The 24,388-nt window shown below is 67.1% G+C and carries 18 protein-coding genes and 1 tRNA gene; 6 read left to right on the top strand and 13 right to left on the bottom strand.

Translation table 11 applies throughout. From position 1 onward, the window contains the following. Window positions 1-77: 77 nt before the first annotated feature. From LGY53_RS33500 to LGY53_RS33490, 3 genes are all read right to left on the bottom strand, one after another. Window positions 78-1,256: a beta-propeller fold lactonase family protein gene (locus LGY53_RS33500; protein WP_225730708.1), complete on the bottom strand. Its 1,179-nt coding sequence runs from the start codon at window positions 1,254-1,256 to the stop codon at window positions 78-80. 208 nt (window positions 1,257-1,464) lie between these two features. Continuing rightward, on the bottom strand, window positions 1,465-2,814 hold the full coding sequence (gene lat / locus LGY53_RS33495; protein WP_225730707.1) for an L-lysine 6-transaminase: 1,350 nt from the start codon (window positions 2,812-2,814) through the stop codon (window positions 1,465-1,467). A 66-nt stretch (window positions 2,815-2,880) separates the two neighbouring features. Continuing rightward, window positions 2,881-3,333 (bottom strand): Lrp/AsnC family transcriptional regulator, encoded by a 453-nt coding sequence (locus LGY53_RS33490; protein WP_167472388.1) that lies wholly within the window; start codon window positions 3,331-3,333, stop codon window positions 2,881-2,883. A gap of 85 nt (window positions 3,334-3,418) precedes the next feature. On the opposite strand from LGY53_RS33490, the gene LGY53_RS33485 reads away from it, so the two are divergent. Together LGY53_RS33485 and LGY53_RS33480 are read left to right on the top strand one after the other, a co-directional pair. Then, window positions 3,419-4,945 (top strand): aldehyde dehydrogenase family protein, encoded by a 1,527-nt coding sequence (locus LGY53_RS33485; protein WP_225730706.1) that lies wholly within the window; start codon window positions 3,419-3,421, stop codon window positions 4,943-4,945. 61 nt (window positions 4,946-5,006) lie between these two features. Continuing rightward, window positions 5,007-5,080 (top strand) — tRNA-Met (locus tag LGY53_RS33480). Window positions 5,081-5,388: 308 nt separating this feature from the next. Here LGY53_RS33480 and LGY53_RS33475 read toward each other — a convergent pair. The 5 genes from LGY53_RS33475 to LGY53_RS33455 all read right to left on the bottom strand — a co-directional run bounded on the left by LGY53_RS33475 (window position 5,389) and on the right by LGY53_RS33455 (window position 9,256). Beyond that, the gene (locus LGY53_RS33475) at window positions 5,389-7,254 is read right to left on the bottom strand and encodes a hypothetical protein (protein ID WP_225730705.1); all 1,866 of its coding nucleotides are present in this window, start codon (window positions 7,252-7,254) and stop codon (window positions 5,389-5,391) included. Beyond that, window positions 7,251-7,562, bottom strand: coding sequence for a type VII secretion target (locus LGY53_RS33470; RefSeq protein ID WP_225730704.1), 312 nt, complete (start codon window positions 7,560-7,562; stop codon window positions 7,251-7,253). The genes LGY53_RS33475 and LGY53_RS33470 overlap by 4 nt, the downstream gene beginning before the upstream one ends. Before the next feature lie 158 nt (window positions 7,563-7,720). After that, a complete protein-coding gene (locus tag LGY53_RS33465; protein ID WP_225730703.1) occupies window positions 7,721-7,969 on the bottom strand; it encodes a DUF2283 domain-containing protein in 249 nt (82 codons plus the stop codon). A 31-nt stretch (window positions 7,970-8,000) separates the two neighbouring features. Beyond that, window positions 8,001-8,657: a hypothetical protein gene (locus tag LGY53_RS33460; RefSeq protein WP_225730702.1), complete on the bottom strand. Its 657-nt coding sequence runs from the start codon at window positions 8,655-8,657 to the stop codon at window positions 8,001-8,003. 218 nt (window positions 8,658-8,875) lie between these two features. Continuing rightward, window positions 8,876-9,256, bottom strand: coding sequence for a hypothetical protein (locus tag LGY53_RS33455; RefSeq protein ID WP_225730701.1), 381 nt, complete (start codon window positions 9,254-9,256; stop codon window positions 8,876-8,878). Window positions 9,257-9,273: 17 nt separating this feature from the next. Here LGY53_RS33455 and LGY53_RS33450 point away from each other — a divergent pair, with 17 nt between their 5' ends. Beyond that, window positions 9,274-10,929, top strand: coding sequence for a hypothetical protein (locus LGY53_RS33450; RefSeq protein ID WP_225730700.1), 1,656 nt, complete (start codon window positions 9,274-9,276; stop codon window positions 10,927-10,929). Window positions 10,930-11,079: 150 nt separating this feature from the next. Here the strand turns inward: LGY53_RS33450 and LGY53_RS33445 are convergent, their stop codons facing one another. Together LGY53_RS33445 and LGY53_RS33440 are read right to left on the bottom strand one after the other, a co-directional pair. After that, window positions 11,080-14,553 (bottom strand): indolepyruvate ferredoxin oxidoreductase family protein, encoded by a 3,474-nt coding sequence (locus LGY53_RS33445; protein WP_225730699.1) that lies wholly within the window; start codon window positions 14,551-14,553, stop codon window positions 11,080-11,082. 258 nt (window positions 14,554-14,811) lie between these two features. Further along, on the bottom strand, window positions 14,812-15,693 hold the full coding sequence (locus tag LGY53_RS33440) for an NAD(P)-dependent oxidoreductase (protein ID WP_225730698.1): 882 nt from the start codon (window positions 15,691-15,693) through the stop codon (window positions 14,812-14,814). A 59-nt stretch (window positions 15,694-15,752) separates the two neighbouring features. On the opposite strand from LGY53_RS33440, the gene LGY53_RS33435 reads away from it, so the two are divergent. Beyond that, window positions 15,753-16,157 carry a MerR family transcriptional regulator gene (locus LGY53_RS33435; RefSeq protein ID WP_225730697.1) on the top strand — a complete coding sequence of 135 codons (405 nt, stop codon included), beginning with the start codon at window positions 15,753-15,755 and terminating at the stop codon, window positions 16,155-16,157. A 106-nt stretch (window positions 16,158-16,263) separates the two neighbouring features. Here LGY53_RS33435 and LGY53_RS33430 read toward each other — a convergent pair whose 3' ends face one another. Both LGY53_RS33430 and LGY53_RS33425 read right to left on the bottom strand, forming a co-directional pair. Continuing rightward, the gene (locus LGY53_RS33430; RefSeq protein ID WP_225730696.1) at window positions 16,264-17,100 is read right to left on the bottom strand and encodes an SDR family oxidoreductase; all 837 of its coding nucleotides are present in this window, start codon (window positions 17,098-17,100) and stop codon (window positions 16,264-16,266) included. Further along, the gene (locus tag LGY53_RS33425) at window positions 17,097-18,044 is read right to left on the bottom strand and encodes a patatin-like phospholipase family protein (protein WP_225730695.1); all 948 of its coding nucleotides are present in this window, start codon (window positions 18,042-18,044) and stop codon (window positions 17,097-17,099) included. The genes LGY53_RS33430 and LGY53_RS33425 overlap by 4 nt, the downstream gene beginning before the upstream one ends. A gap of 68 nt (window positions 18,045-18,112) precedes the next feature. Between LGY53_RS33425 and LGY53_RS33420 the strand changes: the two genes are divergently transcribed. After that, window positions 18,113-18,754, top strand: a complete 642-nt coding sequence (locus LGY53_RS33420) for a TetR/AcrR family transcriptional regulator (RefSeq protein WP_225730694.1) — start codon at window positions 18,113-18,115, stop codon at window positions 18,752-18,754. Here the strand turns inward: LGY53_RS33420 and LGY53_RS33415 are convergent. After that, complete coding sequence (locus LGY53_RS33415) at window positions 18,749-19,294, bottom strand: histidine phosphatase family protein (RefSeq protein WP_167472370.1); 546 nt, start codon at window positions 19,292-19,294, stop codon at window positions 18,749-18,751. The genes LGY53_RS33420 and LGY53_RS33415 overlap by 6 nt on opposite strands. A gap of 107 nt (window positions 19,295-19,401) precedes the next feature. Here LGY53_RS33415 and LGY53_RS33410 point away from each other — a divergent pair, with 107 nt between their 5' ends. Further along, the gene (locus LGY53_RS33410) at window positions 19,402-24,222 is read left to right on the top strand and encodes an ATP-dependent helicase (RefSeq protein WP_225730693.1); all 4,821 of its coding nucleotides are present in this window, start codon (window positions 19,402-19,404) and stop codon (window positions 24,220-24,222) included. Window positions 24,223-24,388: the final 166 nt, after the last annotated feature.

The following is a 24,388-nucleotide window of genomic DNA, read 5'->3' as shown; positions in this document are numbered from 1 at the left end:
CCTAGAACTCGACTACCGACTGACCGGCCGTACCCAGTTGCTATCCCGCACAACAGGATTGGGTGCGGCCGGTTGGGTCAGCGCATGACGCCCGTGTGTCCGGTCGAGTAGCGGCCCGGTTGGGGCCAGACTGTCAGCCCGTGTGCGCCGCGGCCGACGGGTATGCGGGCCAACAGGTTCCAGTTGACGATGTCGATCGCGTAGACCTCGCCGTGGTGCCGGCCGGATACCCAGAAGGTGCGGCCGTCGGCGGAGATGTTTCCCATGTCGGGGCTGCCGCCGCCGGGGATTTCCCATTTGCGCACCAGTTGGTTGGTCGCGAAATCCCAGACCGAGATGGTGCCCTCGCCGCGGTTGGTGATGATCATCTGCTTCGAATCGCGGGTGACGTAAAGTCCGTGCGCCCCTTTGCCTGTCGCGATGAATCCGGTGTTCTCGAAGGTCAGCGCGTCGATGGTGTAGACGCCGTCGGCCATCATGTCGGCGACGTAGAAGGTGCGTCCGTCGGGTGCCAGCTTCACGTCCTGCGGCATGCCGGTGCTGCCGCTCGGGAGGTCGATCAGCTTGACCTGTTTGTGCTCGGCGACGTCGAAAACCAGCATGCGCCCGGAGAATTCGCAGCTGGCGAGGGCGAATCGGCCGTCGGCGGTGAAGTCCATGTGATCGATGCCCGCGCAGTCGGGCACCGCCATGGCGTCCACCCGCTGCCAGGTGTGCGGATCGTAGAAGTCCAGCGATTTGTCCGCCTCGGCGACGACCAACGCGAATTTGCCGTCCGGGGTGAAGTACATGTTGTACGGGTCGCGGACCGGCAGCGGGTCGCCGGGTTTGCCGGTGCGCGGGTCGATCGGGAGCAGGCTGCCGCTGCCGATCGGCAGATCGTTGGTGACGTAGAGGGTCTGCAGGTCGTAGGCGGGGACCACATGCTGCGGTTCCCGCCCACCCGCCGGGAAGGTGTCGATCACCTCGAAGGTGTTCGGGTCGATCACCGATACCGAATGCGATTCGCTGTTGGGCACGTAGACCAGCGGCCGATGCTCGGCGACGGCCGGGCTGAGCTCCCGATCCGCCGCGTAGACATCGGTGGGCGATAGCGGCGGCGGCATGCCGGGTAGCAGGTTCGTCAGGTGTGGCGGCGGCGCGGGCGCCGCCGGGGTCGTCGATCGGCCGACCACCGAACCCGCCTCGCTGGTCGAGGAGCAGCCCGCGGCCGCCAGGACGATCGTCACGACAATTGGTGCCAGACGTCGGTTCACGCGCTGCACCGTGCCGGGAAGTGGTGAGGACGAGAGGACATGGCTGCGAAGCCTATGCGGTGGCCAGCTGATTATTGGTTAATCCGCGCCGCCCGCCCGAATCATCCGAATTACCAGGTCATCTCGGGTCTGTTGGCATAGTCCAGAAATATGGCAAACGCCGCGCAATCGACATTGCGCGGCGTTCGGCGGTTGCCCTCGGGCGGGCCTAACCGAGCGTCTCGAGCACGCGCGCCAATGCGTCCACCGCGGCGTCGATTTCGGCCGCGGTGACGGTGAGCGGCGGCCGGAACCGGATACCGCGCTCACCGGTGCCGAGGATCAGCACATGTTCCTGCTCGCGCAGCGCGGTGAGCACCCGGTCGCGCAGTTCCGGTGTGGCCAGCGTGATCGCGCACATCAGCCCGCGCCCGCGCGGTTCGCTGACGCTCGAATGCTCGTCGGCGAGCACACCCAACCGGTCCAGCAGGTGCGCGCCGAGCGGGCGGGACCGCTCGACCAACCCGTCGGCCTCCAGAACCTCGAGGATCCGCCGGGTGCGCACCATATCGGTGAGGTTGCCGCCCCAGGTGGAGTTGATCCGCGAGCTGACCCGGAACACATTGTCCGGCACCTCGTCGACGCGACCGCCGGCCATGATGCCGCACACCTGGGTCTTCTTCCCGAAGGCCACCACGTCGGGCTCCAGGCCCAGTTGCTGGTAGGCCCAGGTGGTTCCGGTCATGCCGACGCCGGTCTGCACCTCGTCGAGGATGAACAACGCGTCGTTATCGTGGCACAGCCGTTGGATGGACCGTAAGAATTCCGGCCGCATATGCCGGTCGCCGCCCTCGCCCTGAATCGGTTCGGCGATGAAACACGCTATGTCGTGCGGGCTTTCGGCGAAGGCGCGACGCGCCTGGTCGAGCGCTTTCGCCTCGGCCGCCTCGATGTCGACGCCGTCGCCGAGTACCGGCGCGTCGATGCGCGGCCAGTCGAATTTGGGGAAGCGCGCCGTCTTCGTCGGATCGGTGTTGGTGAGCGAGAGGGTGTAACCGGTGCGGCCGTGGAACGCCCCGGTGAGGTGCAGCACCTTGGTGCCGAGTTCGGCTGGGCGGCCGTGGATTTCGTTATGCCTGCTCTTCCAGTCGAAGGCGACCTTGAGCGCATTTTCCACGGCCAGCGCGCCGCCGTCGATGAAGAACAGGTGCGGCAGGCGCGGATCGCCGAGTACCCGGGCGAAGGTTTCCACGAACCTCGCCATCTCGACGGTGTAGATATCGGAATTACTCGGTTTGTTGAGTGCGGCGGTGGCCAGTTCGGCGCGGAACTCCTCGTCGTCGGCCAGCGCCGGGTGGTTCATACCCAGCGCATTGGACGCGAAGAAGCCGAACATGTCCAGATAGGACGTGCCGTCGCGTTCATCGACCAGCCGGCAGCCACGGGATTGCCGTAGATCCAGCACAAGGTCGAACCCGTCGGCGAGGATGTTCGCGGACAAGATCTCATGCACCCGGTCGGCGGGGGTGACCGAGGTGATGTCACCACCCGCGCGGGTGCGCTCCAGTTCGAGGGTCACACCAGCGAGGGTACGGAAAGATTTACGAAATCTCTACAGATCCGCGGTAATTACTCCACGTAACGACTACCTGTCATAGAATGTCTGCAGAATGATCGTGCTCCGCGTCCGGACGTTGGCCGTCGCCCTGATCTCCTGCAGCAGCTGCTCGAGATGCCGCGGCGAGGCCACCCGGACCAGCAGCATGTAACTTTCGTCGCCCGCCACCGAATGGCATGCCTCGATGCCCGGGATGTGCTGCAGGAGTGCGGGCGCGTCGTCGGGCTGCGAGGGGTCGAGAGGAGTGATCGCGACGAATGCCGACAGCAACTGCCCGAGCGCCTCGGGGTCGACATGCGCCGTATAGCCCCGGATCACCCCGCGCGCCTCTAACCTGCGCACCCGCGACTGCACCGCGGATACCGACAGACTCGCCTTCTCGGCCAAGTTGGACAGGGTGGCGCGACCATCGGCCATCAGTTCCCGAATCAGTAGCCGATCGATGTCGTCGAGCACAGGTCGTGCCGGTGTATCCGCCATCAGCGAAAGATAACTCAGCAAGCCCACCTCGGTGCGGAAACCTCGATACACCACCCATCGGTCGAAAGGTATGGCGGACCAACACATGACGGATGTACTCGGCGATCAGACCACCGAACTGGCCCGGCGTGCGGCGCGATTGCTGCGCGCGCTCGGCGCCCGGCAGCCGGAACCGGGGGCGCTGCTCGCCCGCACGCCCATCACCGGCGAGCGGCTCATGAGCCTGGCGCCCAGTTCACTCGACGAGGTCGACGCGGCGATCGGCCGCGCGGCAACGGCTTTCCGGTCCTGGCGCACGGTGCCGGCGCCGGTGCGGGCGGCACTCGTGCGCAGGCTGGCCGAACTGCTCGTCACGCACAAGGCGGAACTGGCCGAGCTGGTGACGCTGGAGGCGGGCAAGATCGGCCCGGAGGCGCTCGGTGAAGTGCAGGAGATGATCGATATCTGCGAATTCGCCATCGGTCTTTCCCGGCAGCTGTACGGGCGGACGATGCCTTCGGAGCGGCCGGGGCACCGACTGATGGAGACCTGGCATCCGCTGGGCGTGGTCGGCGTCATCTCGGCATTCAACTTCCCGGTCGCGGTGTGGGCGTGGAATACCGCCGTCGCACTGGTCTGCGGTGACACCGTGGTGTGGAAACCGTCGGAGACGACGCCGCTGACCGCGCTCGCCTGCCACGCGCTGCTGCGCAGGGCCGCGACCGACGTCGGCGCGGATCCCGAAGTGCACCAACTGATTCAGGGCGATTCGACGGTCGGCGAAAAGCTGGTCGACGATGCGCGCGTCGCGCTGGTGAGCGCCACCGGTTCGGTGCGGATGGGACAGTTGGTCGCGCCGCGGGTGGCCGCGCGCTTCGGCCGCTGCCTGCTCGAACTCGGCGGCAACAATGCCGCGATCGTCACGCCCACAGCGGATTTGGCGCTGGCGGCGCGGGGCATCGTCTTCGCCGCGGCAGGCACCGCCGGACAACGCTGCACCACACTGCGGCGGCTGATCGTGCACGCGGACGTGGTCGGCCCGCTGATCGAACAGGTGGAGAAGGCGTACAGCCAACTGCGCGTTGGCAATCCGCTCGACGAAGGGGTGCTGGTGGGCCCGCTGATCAACGAGCGCGGCTACACGGCGATGCGTGACGCACTGCAGCGGGCCATCGCCGACGGCGGCGAATTGGTATGCGGCGGTGAGCGAGTCGACGGATTCGGCGCCGACGCCTACTACGTGCGCCCGGCCATCGTGCGGATGCCCGCGCAGACCGCCGTGGTGCGCGAGGAAACCTTCGCACCCATCCTCTACGTGCTCGACTACCACGATCTCGACGCCGCCATCGAACTGCACAACGCTGTGCCGCAAGGACTTTCGTCCGCCATCTTCACCGGCGACCAGCGCGAGGCCGAACGCTTCCTGGCCGCCGACGGCTCCGACTGCGGCATCGCCAACGTCAACATCGGTACCTCCGGCGCCGAGATCGGCGGTGCGTTCGGCGGCGAGAAGCAGACCGGCGGCGGCCGCGAATCCGGCTCCGACTCGTGGAAGGCCTATATGCGCCGCGCCACCAACACCGTCAACTACTCCGCCGAACTCCCCCTCGCCCAAGGTATTCAGTTCGGCTGAACCACCCCTGACCGGGCGTTTTGGTACCTCCACCCCGCACGTGTAGTGTTGTAAATACCGACGCGGGGTGGAGCAGCTCGGTAGCTCGCTGGGCTCATAACCCAGAGGTCGCAGGTTCAAATCCTGTCCCCGCTACGAAAGTGGAGGCCAGAGGGTGCTAAACCCTCTGGCCTCCACTGTTTTGGGGTGACTGGTCTTCCGTCGCCGGAGGTTGTCGTGCAGCCGGATCCCGGGCGCGCCACCGCCCATTGTTTTCGAATGTCCGCACCTGACCGGTCACGATGCTCGGATCGGAAACCCTCTGCTCCTCTTGCGGAGAGGTGATGACAATAGTTTCCACCCCTCCGAGTATTCGAGGCGAGATTTGGGTCGCCGCGAGCGCTCGGATGGGGCCGTCGGTAACCTGGCCCGCCGACCCAGTCGGGCGCGGGTGAGCCGGGATTTCAGGAAGGTTTGTATTCCTCGTCGAAGTCGTCCTCTTCGGGGGTCGGGGCCGGTTCGGGGTCGAAACGGCGCGGGGTGTGTTCGTGGTCGGTGTCGCCGCGGGAGGCGGCGGCGCCCATCAGACCGCTCAGGAAGGTGGGCTGGGTCGCGGTTTGGGTGGAGGTGGGCTGGGTGGGTGTTGCGGTGGAGTCGGCGGCGGTCAGGGTTGTGGGTTTGGTTGGGGCCTGGTCCTGCGGTGGAGGTGGGGCGGCCTTGTCGTGCTGGGCGCCGGAGTTGTGATCCGTTGGTGCGGCGGACTTGTCCGGTGGAGTGTCGGAGCCGTTCCTGTGATCGGTTGGGGCACCGGCGTCGGGCTTGTGGTCGGGGGAACCGGAGCCGGTGTCGGTTGGGGCGGCGGTTTTGCTCGGATCGGTTGGGGCGCCTGAGCCGTCGTTGGTCGGGGCGGGGGTATTCGGGTCGCTGATCGGTGTGCCGTCGGGGGTTCCGGTGTGGTTGATCGCGGTATCGATCGCCGAGACCACCTTCGTCACCGAATCGGTGACCGTCGAGATCGCGCTGGCGCCGTCCTTGATGATTTCACCGCCGAATTCGCCTGCGTCCTTGAGGAATTCGCCGCCTGCCTTGATGAGGTCGGGGACACTGCCGGTAATCTTGCTGACCGAGCTGACGAGTTCGGAGATGTCGCCGGGGCGCCACTCGCCCGCCTTGCCCTTGTCGGTTGTCGTCGCCGGAGTGTTGGGGTCGGACGGGTTGCCGTTCGAGGGGTTTCCGTCGGATGGGTTGCCGTCGGACGGATTTCCGTTCGACGGATTTTCATCGGACGGATTCCCGTTCGACGGATTTTCGTTGGAGGGATTGCTGTTCGAGGGGTTCGCGTTCGACGGGTTTCCGTTGGACGGGTTGCCATTCGACGGGTTTCCGTTGGAGGGGTTCCCGTTGGACGGATTCCCATTCGAGGGGTTCCCATTCGAGGGATTACCGTTCGACGGATTCCCATCGGACGGATTCCCGTTGGAGGGATTGCCATTCGATGGGTTCCCGTTGGATGGGTTCCCATTCGACGGATTGCCTTGGTCTTTCTTGGTCGGGCTCTGCGTCGGCGCCGGATTCTGCGTCAGCGACGGGTCCTGTGTCTGTGATGGATTACCGTTCGACGGGTTCTGGGTTTGCGGCTGCGTTTCGACCGGTGTCTGCTTGGTGGTGTCGACGTTCTGCGGGCTCGTCGTGGTCGGCACGGTTTTGGTCGAATCGTCGGTGGGGGCGGCGGCGCTCGGATCGGCTTTGGGCGAGCCGGTCAGCGTCGACTTGTCATCGGATTGTGTCGATTTATCGGAGGGTTGGTCGGTCGAACCCAGCTGATCGGTCCGGGTGCGCAGACCGGTGTCGGCCGCCTCCGCCTTGGTGGTGAAATCGGTTTGGACGCCGATCATTTCGTTCAGCGACGTGGTGATGGCGCTCTGATAGGTGTGCAGGTCGGAGGTGTCGGTGGCGGTTCCGGCCGTCACCTGCCAGTCTTCGGATATCTGGAATCCGGCGCGCTCGGCCTCGTCGACCTTGTCCAGCAATGCCTGCCGGTATCCGGTGAGGCTGTTACCGCCGTCGATCAGGGTTTGCGCGAGTTCGCCGGTCTCCTGGGCGATTTTGGAGCCGGTGTCGCGGTCACCCGCGATTCGATCGTATGCGGAGTAATAGGCGTCGCCCTGCCAGTGCTTACCGGCATCCCTGATCTGCGTGACCATACTTTCGAGCAGGCTGCTGAAATCGGCGCTGCGCTTGTTCATCTCCTCGCCGACCTCGCGCAGCTTCCAGGGTTGCCAGGAGCGGACCTGGCTCAGCGTCGGTTGGTCTCCGGAATTGCTTTTCATTGCCTGCTGCCCAACGCGTTGATCTTGTCACGGAATTCGTCATCGGTGACGACATAGTTTTCGGCGCCACCCTTGGCGATGACCGAGACCTGCGCGCACCGCGCGGCCATTCGCGCCCAAGCGTCCTCCACCAGCGCACCGGCGGACGCATACATCTGCGCCAGCGCCGAACCGGGCAGCGCGCTGGAGGCGTCCTCGGCCACCGACTGCACCTTCAGCGCCTTGATCTCCGCGCCGATGCTGTCCATCGATGTTGCCAGCGCGCGCAACTCCACCGGATCTACCTGCATTTCGTCCCCCTCTGCCATGGAGATTCCCGCTCGACGCGGTCGGGCGCATCGAATGCCGAAGCCGACGAGCCTCGGCACTCGGGCGGGCAAACTTGCCTCTGAATATTGCGAATGGCCAAGCGCAACAAGCTGTTGGCCATGGTTCTCCTCGGATAGGTCGGTTCAGCGGTGCGCGGTCAGTCGTTCGCCACTCGTGCGGCCGCCTTCAACGCGTCGCTCAATTGCACTTGCGCAGCCAAGAATTCGATGCCGATGAGCTCGCCGTCCGCGCCGAAGTCGAGCAGCGCGACCACCGCGCCGGTGTCGTCGGTGACCTGCATGGTGCGTGCGGCGTGCCGGTCACCGGGACGGTTCTGCCGCAGCGCGAGGTAGGCGACGTCGTTGCGCACGTCCCAGGTCAGGTAGTCGATGAAGTCGGCTTGCATCTCGAATCCTTTGCGTCATTGACGATTTCGATCAGGCATACAGCGCGACGGGCGACCGGCCCGCGCCCTGATCGGTACATTCGACCAACTCGGCGCGGCCGACCACACCGAGCGCGTCATAGAGATGGCGAATACGCCGGTACATGGATCGCTCGGACATGTAGTTCCGGCGCGCGATTTCGGCGACGGTCATCGGTGAACGCAGCATATGCAGCAGGCGCTGGTCGGATTCGTCCAGCGGTGCTGGATGCGCCCCGGCGCCGCGCCGGACGCTCATGTGCCGCACCTCGGACCCCCCACCGCGCGGTACCGTGTCCACCGAGGCGGGCCGAGTCGAGCGGGCGTGCTCGCGCAGCCGCGCCCGGAAGATCTCGGCCTGCTGCTCGCCGGAGATCGCGAGATTGATGACGAAGTTGGCGCCTGCGCGGATGGCGAAGTATGTCGAGTGGCCGGTGACATCGTTGGTGACCGCGACGATCAGCTCCATCGCGTGCCGTGCGCGCACGGTCTGCAGGTTCTGGGCCTGATATTCGGTATTGACCGGCAGCATGATCGATGCGCCGTCCAGGTCGTCACGGGTGTTCAGGCCCTCGTAATCGACGAATTCGACCTTGATGCCGGTGGCGACCGGGTTGCCCCACAACGGATTTCGTGAGCAGAGGTACTCCCGCAGGCTGGGATGCGCCAATACCAGGGGCCCGTTGAGATCTGGAGCCGATCCGGCCTGGTTGCGACCACCCCGAACCCGGGTCGGCCGGCTCGCATGCGTAGTGACCACCTACTACCCCCGATCGTCCACACGGACCGCCGCTGTCCAGCGGTCCGTGTCTTCTGTTGTCCTGCTGAATGTTTGGACGGGACAACGGCGCGATCGGTTCCATAAAGTTTGCGGATAGTTTTCGAGGGTCAGGCGGAGTAGCGCGTCCGGACGGTTTTCGGCGCGTCGGGCACCGGCTCGATCAGCGCGGCTGTTCGAGGGTGCCAGGTGGCAACAGGCAGGCGAGTCCCGGCTGCCGCACCGGGGCGGTGAACGACAGGCCCACACGGTGACCTCCTGGCATACCGGCGAGCCCCCAGCAGCATGACGTAGCCCGGCGGTGCGGTCTCCGGACACAGCGTGACCGATCCGTCCGCATTCTGCTGGGGCAGGGTGTAATGCTGCCCCAGCGGCACGACCGTGCTCTCGTCCAGATCGGGGCAGTCCTTGCGCATGGGCAGAACCCTTGCGGGCACGCCCATTTCGGCCATGACGGAGAGATTTTTAGATGATCGGTCGGTGATCGTCACTCTGCGATGCTCGGCACATGCGTGACAAATCCGGACTCCGTGCCTGCGCCGCGATCTTGCTGATCGCGGCGGCCTTGGCGGGCTGCGGCTCGAATCCGCCCGCGGCGAACAAAAACGCGACTAAAGGGTCGACGGAAGGCGGCAGTGAACCGGATTACACACCCACCGGCAAACTGCTGGCCGACTCCGGATTCCGGCCCGCGGCCAACGGTTTCCGCTTCCAGAACTACGGTAACGACGACAACCCGACGAATCTGACGCCGGACACCATGCATGCCCTGTTCGGCGATTCGGTGTGCGCGAGCACCGTCGGCGGCTGTGAACTCATTCCACAGGCCCAGGCCTATCTGGAAGAGGCCAACAAAGCCATGGCGGGCGGGCACTGCTACGGCATGTCGGTGACCAGCCTGCTGCTGGCCGCGCACCAACTGGATCCGGCCAAATACGGTGCGGCGGGCGCCGACAAGCTCGACCTGGCGGGCAATGTCGAATTGCAGTCGATGATCGCCCGGCAGTTCATCGGGCAGACTTTTCCGGGCGTGCTGGCCGGGCAGGTCAACGGGACCCCGAAGCAGATCGTCGACAAACTTGTCCAAGTACTCAAACCCGGTGCGCCCGAAACCTATTCGGTCGGCTTCTACAAACGGGACCGGACCGGCGGCCACGAGGTGACCCCGTACGCGGTGGAGGACAAGGGCGACGGCAAGGTCGCGATCCTCATCTACGACAACAACTATCCCGGCGTAACCCGGCACATCGACGTCGACCGCAATACCGACACCTGGCGCTACGAGACGGCGGCCAACCCGGCGAACCCGAGCGAACCGTACGAGGGCGACGCGACAACCGCGACGCTACAACTGGATCCGACGATGCCCGCACAACAGAAACAGCAGTTCCCCTACACCGCGCACGACACCAAGGGCAGCAAAACCGGTGGACCGAAGGGCGGTCCGGCCCTGACGATCTACCTGGACGGCGATCCGGTCCGGCACGGGCACCTGCTCATCACCGATGACAAGGGCAAGCGCATCGGCTATCTGAACGGCGAGCGGGTCAACGAGATTCCCGGTGCGCGGTTCGTCGACATCAAATCGAACAACTCCACCCACCGGTACGAACCCGAATACCAAATTCCCGCCGACACCCACTTCACCATCACCGTCGACGGCACCGGACTCACCAAGCCGGACAAGACCGACGTGGTGATCCTCGGCGACGCCTTCGACGTTTCGGTGCGCGGAATCAACCTGGCGCCCAACGCGAAATCGACCATCGACATGAGCGCCGACGGTGACCGGGTCACCTACGGCTCCACCGACGCGCAGGCGCCGGATATCGAAATCGGCGAGAGCTACGAACATTCCGATTACGCCTTCGCGGTCAGCAAGGCGGCGGTCGGGCCCAATGGCACGGTGAGCGTGTCGCTTCCGTTGGACCGCAACGTCTTCACCATCGACGCGGCCAAGTCCGCAGCGCCTGGCTCCTACGGCATCACCATGGAGCGGATCGACGACCACGGCAAGCGCACCTTCAAGAAGGACGGTGTCGCGGTTGCCGCATCCGGTACCGCAGCATTCGATTTCGACGGCTGGGACGGCGGCGGCAAGTCGATCGCCCTGACCGTCACGGACAAGGGCAAGCCGACGACGACGCAGCTGCCCGCGAACTGAGCCGCGCGGCGCCACGCGCGCTCGGGCACGGCCCGGAACCCGCTGGTTCCGGGCCGTTCTGCGTCGCCAGGGCACAACGAAAATGGCCCGGATCGCTCCGGGCCATTTTCTCGATGTGGCTCGGGGGCGTCACGGCCCGAGCCACGCTTTTCAGCCGCGCGGCGGTTCGATATCCAACTCGCGCAGGCAGTTCCGGTATTCCTCGACGTTGGCTAGTTTCACGCCCTCGTAACCGCGAACCACATCGGCCAGTGCGGCGGCCTCGACGGCGCGGTCGTAGTTCTCCGGGTCGAGATGGTTCGCCAGGGTGGTCACCATGTCGGTGTAGTGCGCCAACAGCTCTCGCTCGACGCGGCGCACATGCGCGTAGCCGAAGGGATCGAGTTTGGTGCCGCGCAACCGCTTACCCTTGGCCAGCACCTTCAGCACGAGGTGGGTGCGCGGCCCGAAGCCGATCTTCTTCTTGCGGCCCATCGCGCGCAGCACCGGCGGATGCAGCTTGTAGGTGAGGTTCGCACCGTCCGGCAGCTGCGCCGAAACCTCGTCCAGGAAGGCGGGATTCGTCAGCTGACGAGCCACCTCGTATTCATCCTTGTACGCGGTGAACTTGTACAGGCCGCGGGCGACCTGCTCGCTGAACTCGGTGCGGCTGGTCACCCGGCACTGGGCGTCCCAGATGTCCTGCATGGTGCGCACATACTCGCGAGCGGTCCGCACGTCCTGGAAGCCGATCAGCTCCTTGGCCCGCAACTCGACCAGGCGACGGGTCTCGCCGGTGGCCGTCAGACCCGCGAAAAGGTCTGCAGGGACGGCGATTTCGGCCGTCTTCGCCTGCTCTCTGGTGGTGACGGCGGCGAAGTCGTCCGGCCGCGCGATCGCGACCCGGCCCCAGCGGAAGGCCGCGATATTCGCCGCGACGGCAACGCCGTTGATCTCGATGGCCTCCTCGATCGACGCCGCGGGCAACCGCAGCCCGCCCAACTGGTAGGCGGCGCCCACCAGCAGGAAGTTCGCGGGGGCGGTGTTACCGAACAGCAGCTCCGCGGCGGCGAGCGCGTCGAACGAGTGGATCGACCGCGATACCCGATCCAGCCGGGACAGCAGCAGCTCGGTCTCCGGGTACGACACCGACTTGTCGTAGACCATGTCGCCGGTCGGGGTCTTGCTGGTCGAGGCCACCGCGACGGTGGTCTCCTTGGAGCCGTAGGCCAGATTCTTGTTGTCGGCGGCGGCGAGCAGATCGAAGGCGACGATGCAGTCGGCCGATCCGGGTGTCAGCCGGTTCGCCGGCTCCAATTCGCCTGCGGCGAAACGCAAGTGGGAAACCACCGGGCCCGCCTTCTGGCTGAGGCCGATCTGGTCCAGGCTCGCCACCTCGTATCCGGCCCGCAGCGCGGCGGTCGCGAGCACCTGGTTGACGGTGACGATGCCGGTGCCGCCGATACCGGCCAGGAAGACGTTCTGCGTGGAAGTCACCGGCACATAAGGCAATTCGGGCAGACGAGGCGGTTCCGGACGCCGAACCGCCTTGCGCTTCTTCGCCTTCGCCGGATCCGGCAGCTCGACCGTGACGAACGACGGGCAGTCGCCGTCCATGCAGCTGTAATCGGTATTGCACGAGGTCTGGTCGATTCGGGTCTTACGACCGAATTCGGTGTCCACCGGCTGGACCGAGAGACAGTTGCTCTTCACGCCGCAGTCACCGCAGCCCTCGCACACCGCCTCGTTGATGACGACGCGGGTGCGCCGCGCCGGCAGCGTGCCGCGCTTGCGCTGACGGCGCGCGTCGGCGGCGCAGTGCTGGTCGTAGATCAGCACTGTGACGCCGGGGATTTCGCGCAGGGTGCGTTGCGCCTCGTCGAGCCGGTCCCGGTGCCACAGCAGGGTTCCGGCGGCCAGATCGCGCCTGCGGTACTTCTTCATGTCGTCGGCGCAGATGATGATCTGCCGCACGCCCTCGACGGCGAGCTTGTGCGTCAGCATCGGAACCGCGAGGGCGCCCTCGGCATCCTGTGCGCCGGTCATCGCGACGACGTCGTTGTAGAGCAGTTTGAAGGTGATGTTCACCCCGGCGGCGACACAGGCCTGCACCGCCAATTGCCCTGAGTGGAAATAGGTTCCGTCGCCGATGTTCTGGAAAAGGTGCGGCACCTTGGTGAACGGGGCCATACCGATCCACTGCGCGCCCTCACCGCCCATCTGGGTCAGCCCCAGCACCTTGCTGTCTTCGCGGCCGGACAGGGTGACCATGGTGTGGCAGCCGATACCGCCGCCGGCCAGCGAACCGTCGGGCACGGCGGTCGAGCGGTTGTGCGGACAGCCGCTGCAGAAGTAGGCGGCCCGCTTGGCGGGCAGCACGGAAAGTGAGAGTGGCTGCGGCAGTGGTCGTTTCAGCTCGAGACGGCCGTCGAGGGCCCGGCGCAGCGGCCCGATGATGCGTCCGGTGGTGAGCTCGCCGTCCTGGGCGAACAGCGGACGGTCGGCGGCGTCGCGCTTGCCGATGATGCGCGGTGCACCCGGTGCGCCGTAAAGGATTTCGCGGATCTGCGTCTCGATGAAGGCGGTCTTGTCCTCCACCACGATCAGCTCGGTCAGGCCGTCGGCGAATTGTCGGATGCGTTGCGGCGCTATCGGATACGGCATGCCGATGCGCAGCAGCCGGATACCGGCGCGCGCGAGCGCCGCATCGTCGGCGCCGAGATCGATCAGTGCCTGCCGCACCGCGTCGAATGTGGTTCCGGTGGCCGCGATTCCGACGGTGGCCTGGGCCGGATTCACCTCGATGACATCCAGCTCGTTGAGCGTGCTGTACGCCTTGACCGTCTCCCAGCGCGGGCCGTAGAGATCGGCCTCGGCGATCACGCTGTCGGCCGGGGCCGCCATCGGCCGCTGCAGATAGGTGAACGGCCTACCCTCCCACTCGATTTCGGGGACGGTGATGTCGATGTCGCCGACATTGCCGTCGACCGTCCACGCACCGTCGGCGACGTCGGCGACGATCTTCAGCGCGACCAGGCAACCGGAGGCCCGGGAGAGCGCGACCCCGTGCAGGCCCATCGTGATGATCTCGCGGGCGTTGCGCGGGAACAGCACCGGAATGCCCATCGCGGCCAGCGACCGTTCGCTGACCGCGGGCACGGTGGAGGATTTCGAGGCCGGATCGTCGCCGACCAGCAGCAGCACCCCGCCGTTCGGGTTCGCGCCGTACATGTTCGCGTGTCGCAGCGCGTCGGTGGCGCGGTCGAGGCCGGGCCCCTTGCCGTACCAAACACCGACGACACCATCGTGCGTCGCGGTGTCCGAGGGCAATTGGCCCTGGCTGCCCCACACCGAGGTGGCGGCGAGTTCCTCGTTCAGCCCGGGTATGAACGAAATATCGTGCTCGGCAAGCACATTCGGCATACCGGCGAGCATTCTGTCGACGCCGCCGAGTGGACTGCCCTGATATCCGGACACGAACGTACCGACCCGGCGGCCGGCCCGCAGATCGCGGACATGCTGCTCGACCAGCTGCCGGGCGATCGCCTGCACGCCGGTGAGCACAACGGTTCCGGCGCCGACCCGGTAGCGATCGGCGAGGTCATAGGGCGCTGGGGCCAGTTCGCGGTCAGCGAGCTCGGTCATACAGATCCACCCGTCCGCTCGGCGCCGGTCCGGCGCCTCGCATCGTTGAGCACTTGGTGCCGCCATCCTGCATTCTCTGCGCGAAGTGAACAACCGTGGTTCACAAACTTGCGCAATCTGCTCAATCCAGCCGGTCTGTAATGGGCACCCGCTTCGCAAGATGCTAGCCCGAATGTGACCCCGGCCACGCGACGCCGATCACATCGGCCACGTCATCCGCATGTGAATCCAGAGCAACTTCGCGGATACCTCTACGCGCTACGGCTTCTTGAAGACCTCATAGACGGCCAGATAGTTCTCCCCGCCGCGACCCGCCGCGATCGCCCGATCGGCGATCGTGCGCATCAATGCCGGTTGATCCGTGTGGATCCCCTGCTCGGCGCTGGTTCTGGTGATGTGGTCCAACGCGTTTCGATTCACGTGCATGGTGCCGAGATCACCGGGATAGCTGCCGCTGCCGAGTGCGGGCGCATACTCGGCGAGTGTGCCGACGACGACATCCGGCATGAACCACTTCAACGCGAGATCGATGAATTCGGCCCGGTTCGCGTCCGCCGTGTCGATCAGTGCCGTGGCGTGCAGGAAGCCGTTCATGGTCGCGTACATGAGGTCGAGCAGCGCGACGTTGTACAGCACCGCTGAGCCTGGATCGCCGCCCAGGTAACGCGGCTCGCCCAGGACGGTGAGCGTCGGACGATGTGCATCGAAGACCTCGCGGGCGCCGCTGTAGAGAAACACCGATTCGGGTTTGCCGACCAGCGGGGGCGGCACCAGGATCACGCCGTCGAGATAGTCGGCGCCTCGCCCGGTTACCCAATCACGCTGCACGCGAGCCTCTTTCGGCGTACCCGAGGTGAGATTGACCAGAGCGCGGCCGGATAGCGCGTCATCGGCCGACACGAGTACGGCGTGCACGGCCGGGTAATCATTGATGCAGATGAGCGTGATCGGGCTCGCCGCGATCACCTCCGCGGCGGATGCCGCACGGCGAGCGCCCTTTTGCACGAGATCGTCGGCTTTATCCGGCGTCCGGTTCCAGACCGTGACCGTATTCCCCTCGGCGAGCAGGGTTTTCGCAATGGTCCGCCCCATCGGTCCGAGACCGATGACACCGACCGAAGTGTTTCGCTGATTCGTCATACGAATTAGCCTGGAGCCTCACATCAGTGTGAGAGTCAACCGAGGGTGGTGGTCGTCACATGCGGATAGGAGAGTTCTCCCAGCGGACCGGAGTCAGCCAGCGACTGCTGCGCTACTACGAGGAACAGGGGTTGCTGTCCCCGGCGCGCCTTCCGAGCGGGTATCGCGAGTACGCCGCAGCCGACGTCGCGACGGTGCGGGCCATCCGACAGTTACTCGCCGCCGGGTTGAACACCGCGACCATCGCCGAATTGCTGCCGTGCATGGTGGCGGATGGACAACTGCTGGAGCCAGCCTGCGCGGGCATACTGCCCGACCTGGGCCGCGAGCGCGAGCGATTGAACAATGCCATCGCCGATCTGCTGTCGGCCCGCGATGCCCTGGACGCGATCGCCGCGCGTACCACGGCCGCCGGAGCCGACGATTTGGAAGCCTGCCTGGAGTTACTCGGCGCGAGTCGGTGAATCCGCCTGCCGGACAGATATCTTCCCGGTGACGGACTATCCGGAATTAACTCGGTGCAGCGCCCCCGCCGCCCAGAAAGCGACGGGGACAACCGAATCCGGCATATCAGCTGATCTCGCGGACCTGCTCCTCGTATTTCGCGCGGGCGGTGGCGTCGGCAGGGTGGAGGGCGCGGTCGCCGTCGATGAGCTTGCGGAACAGGCGGATCGCGCGTTCGGGGGTTGCGGCGATGGCTACGTCGATGGCGCCGAGGTAGTTCGGCACGGCGACCTCCGCCTTGCGGGTGGCGCAGGTGCGGACGATGGCGGCGGCCACATCCTCCGGGTCGACGGTCGGCATGCCGTGGCCGAGGGCGAATCCGGCGGAGAGGCGGGTGCGCACGGCCGACGGCATGACGCAGCTGACGCTGACGCCGCGCTCCGCGAACTCCAAACGTGTTGCGGCGCTGAGTCCTACGGCCGCGAACTTGCTCGCGTTGTACACCGCGAGCCCGGGGATCGGAATCTTGCCCGCCAGCGAGGCGACATTGACGATGTGGCCGCGCCCGCGCTCGATCATGCCGGGCGCGACGGCGCGCATACCGTGGATGAGACCCCAGACATTGATATCGATCGTGGCTTGCCCCACCACATCCGGCTCGTCGAGGAAGGCGCCGGCGGGCATGACGCCCGCATTGTTCACCAGGATGTCGACCGGGCCGATTCCGGTGACAGCATCGTCCCACTGCCCGCGCGAACGCACGTCCAGCTCAACGGCTTTCGCACCGAGTGCGGCGGCGCACGCCTCGGCCGCCGCGCCATCGACGTCGGCGATGACGACCTCGGATCCCTTGGCCGCGAACAACTCCGCGGTCGCGGCGCCGATACCGCGCCCGGCGCCGGTGATCAGCACCCGCGCGCCCGTCAGGTCGATTTCCGGATAACCGTGACCGAGAATTCTCATGCGAAGGCTCCTTGTTCGAGCACCGAGCGGGTGCTGCGCAGGCTATGTTCGAAGGTGTCGCGACGGCGGCGGCCGTCCATGAAGTTGGGTCCCATCACCGCGAGATCGGCCGCGGTCACGCCGAGGAACAGCACCCGGGTGCCCGCGGCGCGCAACTGACCGATTTCGGTGGAAAGCCTGGCGCTCATGCGATTTCGCAGCTGCCGTTCGAGGAGATGGCCGATCGAGCGCGCCGGGATCCGTTCGGCGGAGGCCATCGGCGCGAGTACGACGAGTTCGTCGAGCCGTTGCGCCGCAAGCAGATCCACCGACGCCGTGGACGCCGCGCCGCCGTCGACGTATGTCCGCGTGCCGATCTCGACCGGCGGGAACCAGCCGGGCACCGCCCACGATGCCCGCAGCGCCGCACCGAGCGGTGCGCTCGGCGCGTCCGGCGCGCCGAACGGGATCCGCTGTCCAGTGGTGGTGTCGACGGAGACCAACCAGGTGGCCGGGTGCGGCACCCAGGTCCGTCCGGGATTCAATCCGTCGGCGAGCCGCTGCAGCCAGGACGCGTCGCCACCGCCGCGCGGCAGCAGGCCCGCACCTGCGGTGAGCGCGGCCTGCCCCGAGCCGAGGCCGCGCACGGTCAGCCTGGGTGCGCCGAGCCGCGGCCTCGGCAGCGGTGGGAAACGTCCCGGATCGTTGCGAATGTGCTCGGCCAGAACAGGATTCGCCGATTCACCGCGCTGCATCGCGACCAGTTCGTCCACCGCGACGCCGCTGCCGAGCACGGTCACCAGCTCAGCGCCCGCCGAGGTGCCGATCAGCACGTCGGCCTCGCGCGGATCCCAGTTCAACACGTCGCGGACCGCGGCGAGAGCCGCGACGGTCCAGGCGGCGCCCAGCGTGCCACCGCAGCCGATGGCCAGGCCGCGCCGTCGGGACCCGTTGTTGTTACCCATGGTTTCACACAGTAACAGCCTTCAGATACCAACGGTATCCGAAATCTTCCGGTTCGTAGAATCGTGAAATGGCACGACTGACCCGGTCCGAGAGTCAGGCCCGCACCAGGGCCGAGCTGATCGCCACCGCCCGCGATCTATTCCTTGCCGAGGGTTACGCGAAGACCAGCCTGGAGCGGGTGGCCGAGGAGACCGGATACTCCAAAGGCGCCGTCTACTCGAATTTCCGCACCAAGAAGGAACTCGGCCTCGAGGTGCTGCAGCTGATTCACACGACCAAATTCGAGGAGATCACCGCCCTGATCGAGGACGGAGGCACGCTCGACGAGCAACTCGAGCGCTTCCAGGCATGGGCCGAGCACACGATCGGCGATGTCGGATGGACCCTGCTGGAATTCGAATTCGCCACGGTCGCCCGCGACGATCCGGAGTTGCAGGCCGCGCTGCGGTCCAGCCTCGCCATGGTGCGCGGCGCCGTCGCCGCCCAGGTACAGCGCCTCGCCGACGACAGGGGCGTCGACCTGCCGGTATCCGTGGAAGACGCCGCGACCGCGATCCTCAGCATGGGCATCGGGCTCGGCATGCAGCGCGCCATCGACCCGGCACTGCCCGCGCGGCTGGTCACCGACGCGCTGCGACTGCTGTTGACGACGGGTGACGGACCGCTGCGCGCCTATGCCGCCGCGCTCTCGACCGAGAACGCGTCATGAGGTGAAGTGCAGCGACCACTCGCCGCGATAGTGCAGCCGGGTGACGCTGCCCGGCGGAATATCTATCCGCCAGAACGATTTCGGCGGTGCGTCCAGCGTCACCAGCAACGCCGACCTGATCACCGCCGGATGGGTCACCGCCACCGTCGACATGCCGTCGGAGGCGATCTCGGCCATCCAGTAGCGGGTCCGCTCGATCACGTCCATGACGGATTCGCCGCCGTGCCCGCGGAACTTCGGGTCGGTGAGCCACGCGTAGAGCTCGTCCTGCGGGACGGACATCAGCTCACCGCCGCGCCACGCACCCGCGTCCAGATCGCGTAGCCGGGTGTCCTCTTCACCGGGTAACCCCATCAGCGCGGCGGTTTCGACGGTCCGGCGCTCGGGCCCGGTGAGCACCCGTGCCGCGGTGAGCGGACCCGCGGCGGCGATCGAACGGCGACCGGCCTCGGTCAGCGATTCATCGACTGGAAAACGTGCCTTTCGCATCGCCTCGGTCATGCCATGGCTGACCAGGTCGAGTCTCAGCACCTTGTGCACGGATGGAAGCCTACGGCGCGCGAATGCCAGCCGTAATCCGATTGCTCCCGCTTCGCTGTGCGCGGACGGCGGGCGATCTTGTCGGTGCCGCGAGGCACACTGATGCCATGACCCCGTTCTCCACCGCGACCCGAGAGTGGTTCGACGGCGCTTTTCCGGCGCCGACGCCCGCTCAGTTGGGCGCGTGGCGCGCGATCGCGGCGGGTGAGCACACGCTGGTCATCGCGCCGACCGGATCGGGCAAGACGCTGTCGGCATTCCTGTGGGCGATAGATCAATTGGCCATTCGGGACAAACCGACTGTCAAGTCCCCTGTCGGTACGACCGTGCTATACGTTTCGCCACTGAAGGCGCTGGCCGTAGACGTGGAACGCAACCTGCGCGCACCGTTGGTCGGCATCACCCAGACCGCGAAACGGCTCGGACTCGAACCACCCGACATCACCGTCGGGGTCCGCTCCGGCGATACCGGCGCGGCCGAGCGCCGGGCCATGCAGCGCACCCCGCCCGACATCCTCATCACCACGCCCGAGTCGCTGTTCCTCATGCTGACCTCGGCCGCCCGGGAGACCTTGCGCACGGTGCGAACCGTGATCGTCGATGAGGTGCATGCCATCGCGGGCTCCAAACGCGGTGCGCACCTTGCGCTTTCGCTGGCCCGACTGGATCAGTTGACAACAGCGTCGGAGGGCGGGCGGGCACGCCCGGCTCAGCGTATCGGCCTGTCGGCGACCGTGCGCCCGCCCGAGGAGGTGGGCCGGTTCCTGGTCGGCAATGCGCCGATCACCGTCGTCGCGCCGCCCGCACCCAAAACCTTCGACCTGTCGGTCCGCGTACCGATCCCGGATATGACCGAACCGGGCGAGGAATCCGACCAACCGGGCTCGATCTGGCCGCACGTCGACGAGGCCATCGTGGATCTCGTTCTGCGACACCGGTCATCGATCGTGTTCGCCAACTCGCGCAGGCTGGCCGAACGACTCACCGCGCGGCTCAACGAGGCGTATGCGGCGCGCATCGGCGATCCGGTGGACACCGCACACCCGCCCCCCGCACTACTCGGCCCGTCCACCGATGTGATCCACGGCGCGGGTGAGCTGTTGGCCCGCGCGCACCACGGGTCGGTGAGCAAGGAGCAGCGGGCGCTGATCGAGGACGATCTGAAGAGCGGGCGGTTGCGCTGCGTCGTCGCCACCAGCAGCCTCGAACTCGGCATCGATATGGGCGCGGTCGATCTCGTCGTCCAGGTCGAGGCGCCGCCGTCGGTGGCGAGCGGGCTGCAACGCATCGGCCGCGCCGGACATCAGGTCGGCGAGATCTCGCGCGGCGTGCTTTTTCCCAAACACCGCACCGACGTGATTCATTGCGCTGTCACCGCCCAGCGGATGACGGAGGGCCGGATCGAGGAGTTGCGGCTGCCCGCGCATCCGCTGGACATCCTGGCCCAGCAGACCGTCGCGGCCTGCGCGCTGGAGCCGATCGACGTCGACGCCTGGTTCGAAACGGTAAGGGGCACCGGCAGTTACGCGGCGCTGCCGCGTTCCGCCTACGAGTCGGTGCTCGATCTGCTGGCCGGGCGCTACCCCTCCGACGAATTCGCCGAGCTGCGGCCGCGACTGGTGTGGGACCGGGACGCCGGCACGCTCACCGGACGGCCCGGCGCGCAGCGGCTGGCGGTCACCTCGGGCGGGGCGATCCCGGACCGCGGCATGTTCGCGGTGTTCATGGTCGGCGAAAAGGCTTCGCGGGTGGGCGAACTCGACGAGGAGATGGTCTACGAATCGCGGGTCGGCGATGTGTTCGCGCTCGGCGCCACCAGCTGGCGGATCGAGGAGATCACCTTCGATCGGGTGCTGGTGACACCCGCGTTCGGCCAGCCCGGCCGGTTGCCGTTCTGGCATGGTGACGGGCTCGGCCGTCCCGCCGAACTCGGCGCCGCGCTCGGCGAATTCGTGCGCAAGGCGGGCGGCAGCCAGGAAACTCTGGAAAAGCTCACCGCCGCAGCCGGATTGGACGATTTCGCCCGGTCGAATCTGAGTGCGCTGCTGGACGAGCAGCGCACCGCCACCGGACACCTCCCCACCGACCGGACCCTGGTGGTCGAGCGGTTCCGCGACGAACTCGGCGACTGGCGGCTGGTGCTGCATTCGCCGTACGGGCTACCGGTGCACGCGGCGTGGGCGCTGGCCGTCGGCGCGCGGCTGCGTGAGCGGTTCGGGGTCGACGCCGCGCCCAACGCCTCCGACGACGGCATCGTGGTGCGGCTGCCCGACACCACCGACGATCCGCCCGGCGCGGAACTGTTCGTCTTCGAACCGGACGAAATCGACGATATCGTCACCGAGCAGGTCGGCGGCTCAGCGCTTTTCGCGTCCCGGTTCCGCGAATGCGCGGCGCGGGCGTTGCTGCTGCCGCGCCGGGATCCGGGTAAACGCGCGCCGCTGTGGCAGCAGCGGCAGCGCTCGGCCCAGCTGCTCGATGTCGCGCGCAAGTTCCCCGAATTCCCGATCCTGTTGGAGACGGTGCGGGAATGCCTGCGCGACGTCTACGATCTGCCCGCGCTGCGGGATCTGCTCGGCCGGGTGGCGCGCAGGCAGCTGCGCCTGGTCGAGGTGGAGACCGCGACACCGTCACCGTTCGCGAACTCGCTGCTGTTCGCCTACATCGGCCAGTTCATGTACGACGGGGACAGCCCGCTCGCCGAACGCCGCGCCGCGGCCTTGTCCTTGGATTCCGGGCTGCTCGCCGAACTGCTCGGCCGGGTCGAATTGCGCGAACTGCTCGACGCGTCGGTACTGGAACTCACCGAACGGGAACTGCAGCGGCTCACACCCGACCGGCAGGCGCGCGATCTGGAGGGGCTCGCGGATCTGCTGCGGTTACTCGGCCCGCTCACCGCCGCCGAAGCGCGCGACCGTTGCGTGGACGATCCGGCGCCCTGGTTCGCCGAGCTGATGAAATCGCGCCGGGCACTGGAGGTTTCGTTCGCCGGACGACGCTGGTGGGCCGCGGTGGAGGATGCCGCCCGGCTGCGTGATGCGCTGGGGGTGCCGCTGCCGATCGGCACACCGGCCGCGTTCATCGAGCCGGTCGCCGATCCGCTCGGCGATCTCGTCGGCCGCTACGCCCGCACGCACGGCCCGTTCGCCACCGAGGCGGTGGCCGAGCGGTTCGGGCTCGGCACCGCCGTCGCCGCTGCGGCACTGCATCAGCTGGTGGCCGAGAAACGGGTGGTGGAGGGCGAATTCACGCCGTCGGCCGGCGGCACCGAATGGTGCGATGTACAGGTGCTGCGCAGGCTGCGCCGCCGCTCGCTGGCCGCGGCCCGGCACGAGGTGGAACCGGTGGCCACCGCCGCCCTCGGTCGCTTCCTTCCGGCCTGGCAGCATGTCGGCACCGGTGAGCTGCGCGGCGCCGACGGTGTCGCCGCGGTGGTGGAACAGCTTGCCGGCGTGCCGATTCCGGCCTCCGCGTGGGAATCGCTGATCCTGCCCGCCCGGGTCCGCGACTACTCCCCCGCCATGCTGGACGAGCTCATGGCCACCGGCGAGGTCATCTGGTCCGGGCACGGCTCGATCACCGCCAAGGACGGCTGGATCGCACTGCACCTGGCCGACCAGGCCCCCTTCACCTTGCCGCCGCCGGACGAGATCGAGCTGACCGAGCTGCACCTGCGCCTGCTCACCGCGCTCGGCGCGTCGATCGCCGCATGGACCCCGGTGCCGGAATCCGACGCTCTGCCCGCGATCCGGCCGCCGGTTTCGCTCGACGATCTGCCGGGTGACGTTGAGGCGCAGCCGGATTCGCCGGTAGGCCGCCGGTCCGGACAACGCGGCGGCGCGCCATGGACCGACGATGCGCCGGAGGTCGATTCGAGCGATGGTGTGCGCTCAGGCGGCACTACCGCGCGGGATAAGAAGCCGAGCAGTGTTGCGGCAGAGGGGAAGTCGATCACCCGTGCGTCGACGCCGCTGCCGCCGCCCATCTTGCACGGCGGCGGGGCGTACTTCTTCCGCCAGCTATCCGACGCCAGCGGTTTGCTCGATGACGCGAAAGTGGCTGCGGCGCTGTGGGATCTGGTGTGGGCCGGGTTGGTGGCCGGCGACACCTTCGCGCCGGTGCGGGCGCTGCTGTCCGGCACGTCGAGGACCACGACGGCGCATCGCACGCCGCGCCGAACACCACGCGGCCGGGCCTACCTGCCCAGACCGAATATGCCGAGCCGGACCGGGCCGCCCGCGGTGGCGGGGCGCTGGTCGCTGCTGCCGGATCGGGTGGCGGACAACACCGTTCGCGCACATGCGACGGCCGACCTGCTGCTGGAGCGGTACGGCGTGCTGACCCGGGGCTCGGTACAGAACGAGGGCGTGCCCGGTGGATTCGCCCTGATGTACCGGGTGCTCACCGAATTCGAGGACCGGGGCCGCTGCCGCCGCGGCTATTTCGTCGATTCCCTCGGCGGCGCGCAATTCTCCACCACCGATGTGGTGGATCGCCTGCGTTCCTTCGACACCGAACGCGCCCGCGCCGGCACCGAGCAGAAGGACGCGGCAACCAAGGCGCTGGCCCTTGCCGCCTGCGATCCGGCCAATCCATACGGCGCGGCGCTGCCGTGGCCGAAGGGTGACGCGGACAGCGGCCACCGCCCCGGCCGCAAGGCGGGTGCACTGGTGGTGTTGGTCGGCGGTGAACTAGTCCTCTACCTGGAACGCGGCGGCAAAACCCTGCTCACCTTCACCGAGGACCCGGATATCCGCAACGCCGCCGCCACCGCGCTCGCCGATCTCGTGCACAGCCGCCGAGTCGACTCCATCGTCATCGACAAGGTCGACGGAGATTCCGTGCACGGCAACACCTTCGCCGCCTTCCTCACCGCGGCCGGATTCGCCAACACCCCACGCGGCCTCCGCCTCAGGCGTCAAATATGAACGCGCACAGCGGAATCAAGGCACCCAGTAGAGCCTGCCCAGCGCATCCGGGTATCGCCATCAGCCGATCGAGCACAGCAGACTCGGGCAGCACCGCCAGCCAGCACGGCCCAGTGTGCCCGGACAGCGCCATCAGCCAGCCCGGCCCAGCAGACTCGGGGAGCAC

This window comes from Nocardia sp. JCM 34519.1, from assembly GCF_020361265.1.
Lineage (GTDB): Bacteria > Actinomycetota > Actinomycetes > Mycobacteriales > Mycobacteriaceae > Nocardia > Nocardia arthritidis_A.
This window is presented reverse-complemented; position numbering and strand designations above follow the sequence as displayed.

What these genes read in the sequence shown, in the direction of transcription:
- LGY53_RS33485 (WP_225730706.1), top strand. Translation starts at nt 3,419, where the DNA reads ATGACGGATGTACTCGGCGATCAGACCACCGAACTGGCCCGGCGTGCG.
- LGY53_RS33435 (WP_225730697.1), top strand. Translation starts at nt 15,753, where the DNA reads ATGCGGATAGGAGAGTTCTCCCAGCGGACCGGAGTCAGCCAGCGACTG.
- LGY53_RS33425 (WP_225730695.1), bottom strand. Translation starts at nt 18,044, where the DNA reads ATGGGTAACAACAACGGGTCCCGACGGCGCGGCCTGGCCATCGGCTGC.
- LGY53_RS33430 (WP_225730696.1), bottom strand. Translation starts at nt 17,100, where the DNA reads ATGAGAATTCTCGGTCACGGTTATCCGGAAATCGACCTGACGGGCGCG.
- LGY53_RS33410 (WP_225730693.1), top strand. Translation starts at nt 19,402, where the DNA reads ATGACCCCGTTCTCCACCGCGACCCGAGAGTGGTTCGACGGCGCTTTT.
- LGY53_RS33470 (WP_225730704.1), bottom strand. Translation starts at nt 7,562, where the DNA reads ATGGCAGAGGGGGACGAAATGCAGGTAGATCCGGTGGAGTTGCGCGCG.
- LGY53_RS33445 (WP_225730699.1), bottom strand. Translation starts at nt 14,553, where the DNA reads ATGACCGAGCTCGCTGACCGCGAACTGGCCCCAGCGCCCTATGACCTC.
- LGY53_RS33440 (WP_225730698.1), bottom strand. Translation starts at nt 15,693, where the DNA reads ATGACGAATCAGCGAAACACTTCGGTCGGTGTCATCGGTCTCGGACCG.
- LGY53_RS33475 (WP_225730705.1), bottom strand. Translation starts at nt 7,254, where the DNA reads ATGAAAAGCAATTCCGGAGACCAACCGACGCTGAGCCAGGTCCGCTCC.
- LGY53_RS33420 (WP_225730694.1), top strand. Translation starts at nt 18,113, where the DNA reads ATGGCACGACTGACCCGGTCCGAGAGTCAGGCCCGCACCAGGGCCGAG.
- LGY53_RS33450 (WP_225730700.1), top strand. Translation starts at nt 9,274, where the DNA reads ATGCGTGACAAATCCGGACTCCGTGCCTGCGCCGCGATCTTGCTGATC.
- LGY53_RS33465 (WP_225730703.1), bottom strand. Translation starts at nt 7,969, where the DNA reads ATGCAAGCCGACTTCATCGACTACCTGACCTGGGACGTGCGCAACGAC.
- LGY53_RS33490 (WP_167472388.1), bottom strand. Translation starts at nt 3,333, where the DNA reads ATGGCGGATACACCGGCACGACCTGTGCTCGACGACATCGATCGGCTA.